The sequence below is a fragment of the Mycolicibacterium nivoides genome (assembly GCF_003855255.1).
In the GTDB taxonomy this organism is placed as follows: Bacteria; Actinomycetota; Actinomycetes; order Mycobacteriales; family Mycobacteriaceae; genus Mycobacterium; species Mycobacterium nivoides.
This window is the reverse complement of sequence record NZ_CP034072.1, coordinates 1078187-1090381: the sequence shown is the minus strand read 5'-3', so window position 1 is coordinate 1090381 and position 12195 is coordinate 1078187. Positions and strand designations below refer to the sequence as shown.

Sequence of the window (12195 nt, the reverse complement as noted above, 5' to 3'; positions counted from 1 at the left end):
CGGCAAATTCCACAAGCGTTATCTACCTGTTAGCCGGAGCTCGGCCCCCAGATCACTGGCTCGGCTTGTCGTCCACCTTGAAGTCGATGTTGACGTTGTCGGACTCGACGGTCTTGACCGTAGCCGTAACGCCGTACTTGGTGCCGTCCTTGGCTGTCAGCACACAACGCTGGGTCGCCCCCACTTTGCCGACGATGCCGTCTTCGCAGGTCACAGACTTGGCCTTGCGTTTGGCCGCGGCTTCCAGCTTCTCCTTCGCCAGAGCCTGGAGCTTGGTCTTGGCCACGGTGGGTTGCGCATCGGTCGACCCGCCGCCGCCACACCCGGTCAACACCACACCGCCGACCATCGCAGCGCCCACGAGCACACGCAGTTTCGCCTTCACGTCCCTCATCTCCGGCTCAGCCCAGCCTTTCGCTTCCGTGTCGCTTGCAACAGCGTAAGTGCGGCAGACGTCCTGTCAGTCGGCAGCGTCGAGAATCTCCTGGGCCGCCAGCGCCGGGGTCAGTTCGCCCTCGCGCACCCGGCGTTCCACCTCGTCGCGGATCTCGCGCACCCCAGGATGCGACATCACTCGATCCAGCACGGTGTCGCGCACCATCGACCAGGTCCAATCCACCTGCTGCGCCCGGCGCCTGGCTTCGAACTCGCCTGCCTCGGTGAGCACCTCACGGTGCTTGAGCACTGTCTCCCACAGCTCGGCAAGCCCGTGACCTTCGATCGCGCTCATCGTGAGAACCGGTGGCCGCCATAGTGTTTCGCGGGGGTAGATCAGACGGATGGCTCCGGTCAGTTCGCGGGCGGCGGCCTTGGCCTCGATCGCGTGCTCGCCGTCTGCCTTGTTGACGACGATGACGTCGGCCAGCTCGAGGACACCCTTCTTGATGCCCTGCAGTTGGTCGCCGGTGCGGGCCAGGGTGAGAAAGACGAACGTGTCGACCATGTTCGACACCGTGACCTCGGACTGCCCCACCCCGACGGTCTCGACCAGGATGACGTCGTAGCCCGCCGCCTCCAGCAGGACGATGGTCTCCCGGGTGGCCTTTGCCACCCCGCCGAGCGTCCCAGATGTCGGTGACGGCCTGATGTAGGCGTCCGGATGGACCGCCAGGCGGGCCATCCGGGTCTTGTCGCCCAGGATCGAGCCGCCGGTCCGGGTCGACGACGGGTCGACGGCAAGGACCGCGACCCGGTGACCTGCCTCGATCAGGTACATGCCGAGAGCTTCGATCGTCGTCGACTTGCCGACCCCCGGAACGCCGGTGATACCGACATGTTGGGCTTTGCCCGCGTCCGGCATGAGTTCCAGCAGCAACTGCTGGGCCTGGTCACGATGATCGGCCCGGGTGGACTCGACCATCGTGATGGCCCGCGCCAGCGCGGCGCGGTCGCCACTACGGATGGCGGCCGCCAGTTCGTGAACTGAGTTCATATCCCCGGGTCGCTCCGCTCCTGCCCTCCGAACGGAAACCACTACTCGCTCAGCTGGTACCCGAGCCGGTCTGCCAGCTTCTGCAGCAGGCCGATGGCGGCATCGGCGATCACGGTGCCCGGCGGGAAGATCGCCGTCGCCCCGGCCTCATACAGCTCGTCGAAATCCCCGGGCGGGATGACCCCGCCGACGACGATCATGATGTCAGGGCGACCCACCTCGGCCAGCGCGTCACGCAGCGCCGGCACCAAGGTGAGATGCCCCGCCGCCAGCGAGGACACCCCGACCACATGCACGTCGTTGTCGGCGGCCTGACGGGCCACCTCCTCCGGGGTGGAGAACAGCGAGCCCACGTCGACATCGAAGCCGATGTCGGCGAATGCCGTCGCGATCACCTTCTGGCCACGGTCGTGACCGTCCTGGCCCATCTTGGCGACCAGGATGCGGGGCCGACGACCGTCGGCCTCGGCGAACTTGTTCACCAGCTCCGTCGCGGTAGCGATGTTGCTGCCCTTTCCAACCTCGTCGCGGTAGACGCCCGAAATCGTACGGATCTCGGCCTGGTGGCGCCCGTACACCTTCTCCAGCGCGTCGGAGATCTCGCCAAGGGTGGCCTTGGCGCGGGCCGCATTGATGGCCAGGGCCAGCAGGTTGTTGCCCAGCCCGTCCTCGCCGGCGGACCCGGTGGCCTCGGCCGCACGGGTCAGCTCCGCCAGCGCAGCCTGCGTCGCAGACTCGTCGCGATCGGCTCGCAGCTGCTGCAGCTTGGCCAGCTGCTCGGCCCGCACCCGGCTGTTCTCGACTTTGAGGACCTCGATCTCCTGGTCCTCTTCCACTTGGTACTTGTTGACGCCGATCAGCGGCTGGGCACCGGAGTCGATACGCGCCTGGGTCCGGGCGGCCGCCTCCTCGATACGCAGCTTCGGAATCCCGTCGCTGATCGCCTGCGCCATGCCGCCGTGCTCGTTCACCTCGTGGATATGGGCACGTGCCTTCTCCGCCAGCTGATGCGTCAGCCACTCGACGTAGTAGGAACCGCCCCACGGGTCGATCGGCCGGGTGGTCCCCGACTCCTGCTGCAGCAGCAGCTGGGTGTTGCGGGCGATCCGCGCGGAGAAGTCGGTGGGCAGCGCCAGAGCCTCGTCCAGGGCGTTGGTGTGCAGCGACTGGGTGTGCCCCTGCGTGGCCGCCATCGCCTCGATACAGGTTCGGGCGACGTTGTTGAACACGTCCTGTGCTGTCAGCGACCAGCCCGAGGTCTGCGAGTGGGTGCGCAGCGACAACGACTTGTCACTCTTGGGCTCGAACTGGGCCACCAACTCGCTCCACAGCAGGCGGCCGGCCCGAAGCTTGGCCACCTCCATGAAGAAGTTCATGCCGATGCCCCAGAAGAAGCTCAGCCGCGGTGCGAACTTGTCGATGTCCAGTCCGGCATCAAGGCCGGCCTTGATGTACTCGACACCGTCGGCCAGCGTGTAGGCCAACTCCAGATCCGCTGTGGCACCGGCCTCTTGGATGTGGTAGCCCGAGATCGAGATCGAGTTGAACTTCGGCATCTTGGCGCTGGTGTAGGCGAAGATGTCCGAGATGATCCGCATCGACGGCTTGGGCGGATAGATGTAGGTGTTGCGGACCATGAACTCTTTGAGGATGTCGTTCTGGATGGTCCCGGCCAGCTTCTCCGGCGGCACCCCCTGCTCCTCGGCGGCGACGACGTAGAGCGCCAGGATCGGCAGCACCGCGCCGTTCATCGTCATCGAGACCGACACACTCGACAGGTCGATACCGTCGAACAGCTGGCGCATGTCGAGGATGGAATCGATGGCCACACCGGCCATTCCGACGTCACCCTGCACGCGCGGATGGTCCGAGTCGTACCCGCGGTGGGTGGCCAGATCGAAGGCCACCGACAGACCCTTCTGGCCGGCGGCCAGGTTCCGGCGGTAGAACGCGTTGGACTCGGCGGCGGTCGAGAACCCGGCGTACTGGCGGATGGTCCACGGCTGGTTGACGTACATCGTCGGGTACGGCCCGCGCACGAAAGGCGGTGCGCCCGGGAAACTGTCGAGCGGATAGCCCGCCTCGGCCGCCTCGTCCCGGTCGGCAGCGATGTACACCGGCTTGACGTCGATGCCCTCGGGCGTGGCCCAGGTCAACTGCTCGGGGGCGTAGCCGTGCGCGGCGGCGGCCGCCGCGACATGCTCCTGAACCGCATCGGGGGTGACGGACCGACCCGGCTCATCATTGCGCAGCGGTACGTCGGCGAAACTACGGATCTCTGATCCAGTTGTGGCAGTCATCTCAGGCCCCCAGTCCGGTGAGGAGGTTCGACAAGGCTTCGACCGCATCGATCTTCGCGGTCAGATATCCGTCGGGCTTCGAGTCGGCTTCGGCGACAGCCTTTTCCGGGCCGGCGAGCAACACCTGACGGACACCGGCAGCACGTGCGGCCGCCACCACGCCGGACGCCTCAGCGCCGTAACGGGCATCGGTTCCACACAGCACCGCCACCGTCGGGGCCCCGGCTTCTGCCACCGCCCCGGCAACCGCGGCTGCGTCCAGGACTCCCGGGTTGACCGTCTCGATTCCGCCGGACGCCAACAGGTTCGACGCGAACGTGGTGCGGATGTTGTGCTCGGACAGCGGTCCCAGCGGCAGCAGCAGAACCTTGGGACGGGCACCGGTCGCTGCCAGGAACGCGTCCGAGCGGTCGCGCAGCGCCTCGAATCCGGCCGCGTACCGAGCGATCGAGGACACCGAACCACTTTGCGGGAGCGGCTTTTCGTCGAGGTTGGGGAATTCGTTGACACCGGTGATCGAAGTGCGGCGGTGCGCGATGTCGGCACTGCGCCGAGCTGCGACCTCGGCGATCTGGGCGGCGACGTAGTCGCGGGCCGCGACGAATCCGCCGCGCGCCTCGATGTCCTGGAAATGCGCCCAGGCCTGTTCGGCGAGCTGCGCGGTCAGGTCTTCGACAAACCACGAGCCACCGGCCGGGTCGAGCACCTGACCGATGTGCGATTCCTCGAGCAGCAGCAGCTGGGTGTTGCGGGCGATGCGGCGGGCGAAACTCGCCGACGTCCCGTCCAGGCCGTCGGGAATCACCGCGTCGAACGGGTGCACCTGCACGGTGTCGGCTCCCCCGACGCCCGCCGCGAAGGCGGCCAGCGTGGTGCGCAGCATGTTCACCCAGGGATCCCGCTGGGTCATCATCGGCAGCGAGGTCACGGCATGGATCCGGGCGGCGCCGGCATCCGCGGCACCGACCACCTCGGCGACCCGGGCCCAGAGCTGCCGCGCGACACGCAACTTGGCGATCGTCATGAACTGATCGTCATCGGCGGCGTACCGGAAACTGATCTGCCGCAACGCATCCGGTGCCGCTACTCCGCCATCGTTGAGGATCCGCAGGTAGGCGACCGCCGCGGCAATCGAGCCGGCGAGCTCCCACGCCGCACTGGCGCCCAGGTTGTGGAACGCCGGGCCGTCGACCGTGATCGCCCGCACTCCACCGCCGTGGCCGGTGAGCTTGGCGACGGTGGCGAGTAAGTCCGAGTCATCGGTCGTGGCTGAATTTTCGGCTCCGCCGACGGCGGACTGCCCCGAGAGCGGCGCGGTCAGCGGGTCGACACCCAGGTCGATCGACAACCGCGAGCGCTGGTCGTCGTCAAGGTCTTCGAGAAGAGGCAGCACCGCGTCGGCGACGGCGGCCAGATCCGCTGCGGTGTTCGCAACGCCTTCAAAGATCACCGGAACCAGATCCAGGAACACGCCGTCCAGCAGACGCTCCAGCTCAACCAGAGCGACACCGTCCTCGCCGCCGACCCGCACGGCCAGCGCGCTGGCACCCTCGGTCAGCGCCACCAGCACCGCACCGTTGACCGTGCCCACGGCGCTACCCGCGACAGCGGGGAAGCTCTCGACGACCTTCCAGCCGGACTTCACGTCCCGAAGGGCGTCGCCGCCGCGCACGAACGGCCACTGCCCCGGCAGGGTGGTCTCCGGAAGCGCGTCCAGGCTGGTGTAGAGCGGCCGGATGGCGAAACCCTCATAGGTCTGCGAATCCAGTAGGCGCTCCGGCTCGGCAGGCAGATCGGCGACGTCCCGCCGACTGCTCTTGGCCAGCACGCCGGCGACGGCCGTCCGCCACTGCTGACGGTCCGACTCGACCGCACTAGTCCCCTGTAACGACACCCGCATCTCCTGTTATCGCAGCGTGTGACCTACCCACTCGCCCCTCAGGCTAAATGATCGCCATCACGGCGCTGACCGCTGGTCGGTCGACTCACGGCGGCGCCCACCGGTGTTCCGTGCCGGCGGCCCGTACTGTTGTATGACGTGAAACCCGTCGTCAGAACCCTGCGCGTGGTGCGCGCCGCGGTGATCGCGACGGCTTCCCAGCTGCCACCTCGGCGGATCGTGGGCCTACTGGCCGGCATTGTGATTCTCGTCGCAGTTGCCGTGCTGATTCCGTTGCCGACAGCGATGCAGATGCGGGACTGGGCCACCTCGGTCGGGCCCTGGTTCCCGCTGGCCTTCCTCGGCGCCCACATCGTGGTGACGGTCTTCCCGTTCCCCCGCACCGCCTTCACCCTGGCCGCAGGCCTGCTGTTCGGCCCCGTACTGGGCGTGGCGATCGCGGTGGCAGCCAGTGCGGTGAGTGCGGTGCTGGCCCTGTTCCTGATCCGCGCGGCCGGCTGGCAGCTCAACCGGCTGCTGCCCCATCCCCGGATCGACTCACTGGATACCCGGCTGCGGCGGCGTGGCTGGCCGGTGGTGCTGTCCATGCGGCTGATTCCGGCGGTGCCGTTCTCGGTGCTGAACTATGCGGCCGGCGCGTCCGCCGTGCGGGTCGTGCCCTACACCTTGGCGACACTGGTGGGGCTGTTCCCCGGCACGGCAGCGGTCGTCATTCTGGGCGATGCGTTGACCGGGAACATCAGCCCGGCGCTGATCATGGTGTCGCTGAGCACCGCCGCGCTCGGTGTGACCGGACTGGTCTACGAGATGCGCCTCCATCACCGCGAGCGTGCGCACCTGCAGCCCGACACAGCGCAACCAGTCGACATTCCACGCACCTTCACGGAGCCGTGAACGGGGCGAGCGGAGACGACCCATGAGCGCACCGGCTCGGCAGTCACCGGCCGGTGTCCGGCAACGCCCATGTCCTCGACCAGCGCCGCGCCGACCAGGTCCTGACCGATCGTCGAGACAGACACACCGCTGCCGATGGTCGAGATCCGGCTACGGCCGAATCGCTGACGCACCGGTGCTACTGCGCGCGGTGCACGCCACCCTCCAGTTCGTTGGGCAGGGTCGCCGGCGGGGTCTCCAACGACGACTGCGGCGGCCTGGCACTCAGCGGCGGAGTGGTGGCCCGAGCTTCGGCCTCGGCCTTGGCGACGGCCCGGGCGATCTCCGGATCGGTCTCCGTGTTGAACCATTCGGCGACCTCGTCGCTGTCGTCCTCGGGCTTCGGCAGATCCTCGTCCACGGGTGACGGTGTGTACCGGAAGACGCCGTCCTCGCCGGGCGCCCCCAGCATCTTGGTGAAACCCTGTAACGCCGCACCGAAGTCGCTCGGGACCAGCCAGACCTTGTTCGCCTCCCCCTTGGCCATCTGCGGCAGCGTCTGCAGGTACTGATATGCCAGCATTTCCGGGGTGGGCCGGCCCGCCTTGATCGCGGCGAAGGTCTTCTCGATGGCCTTGGCCTGCCCCTGGGCCTGCAGGTACTGAGCGGCCCGCTCGCCCTGGGCCCGCAGCATCCGGGACTGCCGGTCGGCCTCGGCGGCCAGGATCGCGGCCTGCTTGGCGCCCTCGGCCGCCAGGATCTGCGACTGCTTCTGGCCCTCGGCCTGCTTGATCGAGGATTCCCGCACACCCTCGGCGGTGAGGATCATGGCCCGCTTGTCACGATCGGCCTTCATCTGCTTTTCCATCGACTCCTGGATGGACGGCGGCGGGTCGATGCTGCGCAGCTCCACCCGGGCGACGCGAAGCCCCCACCTGCCGGTCGCCTCGTCGAGCACACCGCGCAGCTGAGCGTTGATCGAGTCGCGCGAGGTCAGCGTCTGCTCCAGGGTCATGCCGCCGACGACGTTGCGAAGCGTGGTCGTGGTCAGCTGTTCCACACCGACGATGTAGTTGCTGATCTGGTACACCGCTGCCTGCGGATTTGTGACCTGGAAATAGACCACGGTGTCGATGTTGAGGGTCAGGTTGTCCTCGGTGATCACCGGTTGGGGCGGGAACGACACCACCCGTTCGCGAAGGTCCACGCGCGCCCGGATCCGATCGATGAACGGCACCAACAACGTCAGCTGCCCGCTGACGGTGCGGCTGTAGCGGCCGAGGCGCTCGATCACCGCGGCCTCCGCCTGGGGAATGAGCGCGACCGATTTGGCCACGACGATGATCGCGAACACCACCAGCACAAGCAACAAGACCAGCCCGGCTACGGCACCTTCCATGGTGAATCCCTCCCTGGGGCTACGTCGTTTCGAAATCGTATTGAAGAGGCACTACATCGCCTTGAAGACCACCGCGGTGGCGCCGTCGATCCTGACCACGGTCACATGCTCACCGGGTTCATACACATCGTGGTCGTTGAGGGGCCGCGCCGTCCAGACTTCTCCATCCAGCTTGACCTGCCCTTCGTGCTGGGCCACCCGATCCAACACCAGTGCGGTCTTGCCTTCGAGCGCCTTGACGGGCTCGGGAAGTCCTCGTCCGGCCTCGAAACGGCGCCGCAACGCGGGCCGGACCAAGACCAGCAACAGCACCGACACCACGAGAAACACCGCACCGTCAGCCCAGAGAGGCAGGTCGAACAGCCAACTCGATCCGCTCGCGGCCAGTGCCCCGCCGGCCAGCATGAGCAGGAACATGTCGCCGGTCAGCGCTTCTGCCCCGGCGAGTCCCAGCGCCAGGATGAGCCAGATCAGCGGTAGGGGCATGCGCCCACCCTAGCGAATCAGGCCTGATCGGCGACCGACAATTACACTGCCAGGATCATGTGGTGTCCAAGTGCAACTCTCTCGATGTGGGCCAACGCCTGGCTTGCCGGCGCGGCCGCGCCCGACGACGTCCTCGACGCGTTATCCCAGTGGGCACCAATGCATTCTGTGACCGCCTATGACTCGCAGGCGGCGGTCCGAACCAGCCTGCCCTGGCCGGAGTTGGAGGACTCCGGTTCGGTGTCGTTGCTGCAGACCCTCCGCACCGCCGTCGGCAGATCCGGCACCAGGCCCTCGATCAGGGTGGCCCTGCCGGTTCCCGGCGACGTCCGCGGTCTGCCTGCGGGTTCGCAGTTCCAGCGGGATGCGCTGGCGGTCGGCGAAGCGGTGCTGGTGACCCATGACGAGCTGGACGGCGTCGGGTTGGTGCCGGAGTTCGAGTATTTCGAATTCGATGACGTGGAAACCGAATCCACGTTGGCGCCCGAACCGCGGGCACTGTCGTGGACGGTGTACTCACTGCCGGTTCTGCCACCGCCGCAGCACTACGACCTCGGCGAGGCCGAGTACGAGTTGAAGGCGGCGGTGCGCTCGGCCGCCGACACCCTGGTCGCGCTGCGGGCCGGTGTCGGTATCGACATCGACGACCCGCGCGGCATGGTGGAGGACATCCTCGAGGCCGGCCGGATGCACCCGATCCCGGACCATGCCCCGACCCGGGCCGTGCGGGTGCTGGAGAACGCCGCCCACGTGGAAGCGATCATCACGGTGAGCTCGGGGCTGATGCCGATCGGCCTGCAGAGTTCCTCGGAGGTCCAGATCGCCGGCGATGCCATGAGGCCGTTGGACCGGGTGGTCCGCTCGGCACGACTGGCCGCACTCGAGGCGATCCTGCAATCCGCTTGGCGGGACTGACTTTTCCGGGCCTCAGGTGGTTCGCGTACTAGGACGGCGTGCCACAGCAGCGCGGTGAGCACAGCGCACCGTTGACGCTGAATCCGTAGCCGGGCACCGGATCAGGACCGGCAACCCGCAGCGGCTCCGCACCGGTGCGGAGCTCATCGATCAACCCGGCGGCCAACCGAGCGAAACGCCTGTCGGCGTTCGGGGTGCTGGCCCGCGCGAAGGCGATACCTGCTTGTTCGGCCTGCAGTCGCAGCTCGTAGTCCAGATCCCACACCACCTCGATGTGGTCGGCGACGAACCCGATCGGGCACACGATGACCGCCCGGGTTCCCTTCTGGCCCAATGCGGTCAGGTGATCGGCGACGTCGGGTTCGAGCCACGGGATCCGGGGCGGACCCGACCGCGACTGCCACACCTGGTCGAAGTCCTGGTAGCCCGCGGCCGCGGCCACCAGCCGCGTCGCGTAGCCGACCTGACGACTGTAGAGCCGCGGGCCGTGCCGCTCATCGGCGGCGATGGGCACCGAGTGCGCGGTGAATACCAACCGGGCCTCGCCGCGCAGCTCGGGCGGCAATGTGGCTGCCGCTGCCGCGATCGCGTCGGCGAACATCTCCACCAGCAGTGGATGGTCGAAGTACTGGCGGAGTTTGACGAGCTCGGGGGCTTGGTCGCCCACCGCAGCCCGGGCCCGGGCGATGTCCTCGACGTACTGGGTGCAGCTGGAATATCCACCCCAGGCCGACGTGGTGAACACTGCCGCCCGCCGAACTCCGTCGTCACGCATCGCCGTAACGGTGTCCTCGACATAGGGATCCCAGTTCCGGTTACCGAAATAGACCGGCATCCCGGGCAATTCGGCCCGCAGCTGCTCGATCAGTGCCCGGTTGATCCCGTTGATCGGCGACACCCCACCGAAATGCAGGTAGTGCTCGGCGACGTCGGCCAGGCGCTCGGCGGGGATGCCGCGCCCCCGGGTCACGTTCTCCAGGAACGGCATCACCTGATCCGGCGCCTCCGGTCCCCCGAAGGACAGCAGCAGAACGGCGTCAAAGCTTGATGATCGTCGCGCAAGCGGCTCATCAATCTTCATCTGGGTGCCTCTCCTTTCAACCGCGAAACCGCACTCCGACAGGATTTGTGCGAGTGGCACACCTGCCGGAACGCGGTGTCGGCGAAAAACAAGTCAGAGCCGTCGGCTCCGCGCGCAGGCGCTCATCACAGCAGCTGGGTGCTGGCGCCGCCGTCGGCGTAGACGATGGTGCCGGTGGTGGCGGGCAGCCAGTCCGACAGCAACGCACACACGGTCTTGGCCACCGGCTCCGGGTCCTTCATGTTCCAGCCGACCGGCGCACGCTGATCCCAGCCCTCCTCGAGCAGCCGCATCTGATCCCCGGCTTCGGCACCCAGTGCGCCGCCGACGATGGCGCTCATCGCCAGGGTCCGGATCGGTCCCGCCGCAACAAGGTTGGAGCGGACACCGAACGGGCCGGCCTCACGGGCGACGAACCGGTTGACCGACTCGAGTGCGCTCTTGGCCACCGTCATCCAGTTGTAGGCCGGCATCGCGCGGGTCGGGTCGAAGTCCATGCCGACGATGCTGCCGCCTTCGTTCATGATCGGCAGCGTGGCCTTGGCCAGCGAGGCGTAGGAGTACGCAGAGATGTGGATGCCCTTGGCGACGTCCTCGTAGGGGGCGTCGAAGAAGGGGTTGACGCCCATGCCGGTCTGCGGCATGAAGCCGATCGAGTGCACCACACCGTCGAGCTTGTTGCCCTCACCGATGACCTCACCGATACGTCCGGCCAGGCTTGCCAGGTGCTCCTCGTTCTGCACGTCGAGCTCGAGCAGCGGTGCCGGCTTGGGCAACCGGTCGGCGATGCGCTGGATCAGCTTCATCCGGTCGAATCCGGTGAGCACCAGCTCAGCGCCGGCCTCCTGGGCCACCTTGGCGATGTGGAACGCGATCGACGAGTCCGTGATGATCCCCGTGACGAGGATGCGCTTGCCTTCGAGCAAACCTGCCATTGTCCTGACTCCTACTTCGGTGAAGAGTTATGCGAAAGTTCGTGTTGTCCAGCGCTTTTGGGTCAGTGCCCCATACCCATGCCGCCGTCGACCGGGATCACCGCACCGGCGATGTAGCCGGCATCCTCGGACGCCAGGAAGCTGACCGCACCGGCGACCTCGTCTGCGGTGCCGACCCGCTTGGCCGGGATGAATTCCAGTGCGCCCGCCTGAATCCGCTCGTCGAGGGCACGGGTCATCTCGGTGTCGATGTAGCCGGGGGCCACGACGTTCGCGGTGACACCAGCCTTGGACAGTTCCCGGGAGATCGAGCGGGCCATGCCGATCAGGCCGGCCTTGGCCGCCGCGTAGTTGGCCTGGTTGCCGATGCCCCACATGCCCGAGACCGAGCCGATGAAGATGATCCGGCCGAAACGCTTGCGCTGCATGCTGCGCGAGGCCCGCTGCGCCACCCGGAACGCCCCGGTGAGGTTCGCGTTGATGACGTTCTCGAACCGCTCCTCGGTCATCCGCATCAGGAACGCGTCCTGGGAGATACCGGCGTTGGACACCAAAACCTCGACCGGACCCTGGTGCTCTTCGACCTCTTTGAACGCGCGATCGACGGCCTCGTTGTCGGTGACGTCGCACACGACGCCGAACAGCCCTTCGGGCGCTCCGGATCCGCGGTGGGTGACGGCCACCTTGTGCCCGTCGGCGGCCAGGCGCTGTGCGATCGCAAGGCCGATCCCCCGGTTTCCACCGGTGACCAGCACGGAGCGGGAGACGAATGCCGGTCGGCCGCCGGATTCTGCGGTGGGGCTTTCGGTGGCATTCTCGGTGGCGACGCTGTCACTCATGCCCGCCAACTTATCTCCTCACCAGCACGGTCTGA

Annotated in this window: 11 protein-coding genes; 2 read left to right on the top strand and 9 right to left on the bottom strand. The window is 67.3% G+C overall.

Annotated elements, in window-relative coordinates; all coding sequences use genetic code 11:
• Nucleotides 1-52: 52 nt before the first annotated feature.
• From EH231_RS05325 to mutA, 4 genes are all read right to left on the bottom strand, one after another.
• Nucleotides 53-394: a DUF4333 domain-containing protein gene (locus EH231_RS05325; protein WP_090425671.1), complete on the bottom strand. Its 342-nt coding sequence runs from the start codon at nucleotides 392-394 to the stop codon at nucleotides 53-55.
• Between the two features lie 66 nt (nucleotides 395-460).
• The gene (meaB, locus tag EH231_RS05320) at nucleotides 461-1432 is read right to left on the bottom strand and encodes a methylmalonyl Co-A mutase-associated GTPase MeaB (RefSeq protein WP_090425668.1); all 972 of its coding nucleotides are present in this window, start codon (nucleotides 1430-1432) and stop codon (nucleotides 461-463) included.
• 41 nt (nucleotides 1433-1473) lie between these two features.
• Nucleotides 1474-3732: a methylmalonyl-CoA mutase gene (scpA, locus tag EH231_RS05315; RefSeq protein ID WP_090425665.1), complete on the bottom strand. Its 2259-nt coding sequence runs from the start codon at nucleotides 3730-3732 to the stop codon at nucleotides 1474-1476.
• Nucleotide 3733: 1 nt separating this feature from the next.
• Nucleotides 3734-5632, bottom strand: a complete 1899-nt coding sequence (mutA, locus tag EH231_RS05310) for a methylmalonyl-CoA mutase small subunit (protein WP_164480779.1) — start codon at nucleotides 5630-5632, stop codon at nucleotides 3734-3736.
• A 138-nt stretch (nucleotides 5633-5770) separates the two neighbouring features.
• On the opposite strand from mutA, the gene EH231_RS05305 reads away from it, so the two are divergent.
• Complete coding sequence (locus EH231_RS05305; RefSeq protein WP_124712015.1) at nucleotides 5771-6526, top strand: TVP38/TMEM64 family protein; 756 nt, start codon at nucleotides 5771-5773, stop codon at nucleotides 6524-6526.
• A gap of 178 nt (nucleotides 6527-6704) precedes the next feature.
• Here EH231_RS05305 and EH231_RS05300 read toward each other — a convergent pair whose 3' ends face one another.
• Nucleotides 6705-7904 carry an SPFH domain-containing protein gene (locus EH231_RS05300; protein WP_090425660.1) on the bottom strand — a complete coding sequence of 400 codons (1200 nt, stop codon included), beginning with the start codon at nucleotides 7902-7904 and terminating at the stop codon, nucleotides 6705-6707.
• A 51-nt stretch (nucleotides 7905-7955) separates the two neighbouring features.
• On the bottom strand, nucleotides 7956-8390 hold the full coding sequence (locus EH231_RS05295) for an NfeD family protein (RefSeq protein WP_090425657.1): 435 nt from the start codon (nucleotides 8388-8390) through the stop codon (nucleotides 7956-7958).
• Nucleotides 8391-8447: 57 nt separating this feature from the next.
• On the opposite strand from EH231_RS05295, the gene EH231_RS05290 reads away from it, so the two are divergent.
• Nucleotides 8448-9305, top strand: coding sequence for an Rv1486c family protein (locus EH231_RS05290; RefSeq protein ID WP_090425656.1), 858 nt, complete (start codon nucleotides 8448-8450; stop codon nucleotides 9303-9305).
• A gap of 28 nt (nucleotides 9306-9333) precedes the next feature.
• Here the strand turns inward: EH231_RS05290 and EH231_RS05285 are convergent, their stop codons facing one another.
• The 3 genes from EH231_RS05285 to fabG1 all read right to left on the bottom strand — a co-directional run bounded on the left by EH231_RS05285 (nucleotide 9334) and on the right by fabG1 (nucleotide 12160).
• Complete coding sequence (locus EH231_RS05285) at nucleotides 9334-10386, bottom strand: ferrochelatase (RefSeq protein ID WP_124712014.1); 1053 nt, start codon at nucleotides 10384-10386, stop codon at nucleotides 9334-9336.
• A gap of 125 nt (nucleotides 10387-10511) precedes the next feature.
• Nucleotides 10512-11321 carry an NADH-dependent enoyl-ACP reductase InhA gene (gene inhA / locus EH231_RS05280; RefSeq protein ID WP_044518324.1) on the bottom strand — a complete coding sequence of 270 codons (810 nt, stop codon included), beginning with the start codon at nucleotides 11319-11321 and terminating at the stop codon, nucleotides 10512-10514.
• A 62-nt stretch (nucleotides 11322-11383) separates the two neighbouring features.
• Nucleotides 11384-12160 carry a 3-oxoacyl-ACP reductase FabG1 gene (gene fabG1, locus EH231_RS05275; protein WP_090425649.1) on the bottom strand — a complete coding sequence of 259 codons (777 nt, stop codon included), beginning with the start codon at nucleotides 12158-12160 and terminating at the stop codon, nucleotides 11384-11386.
• Nucleotides 12161-12195 lie beyond the last annotated feature (35 nt).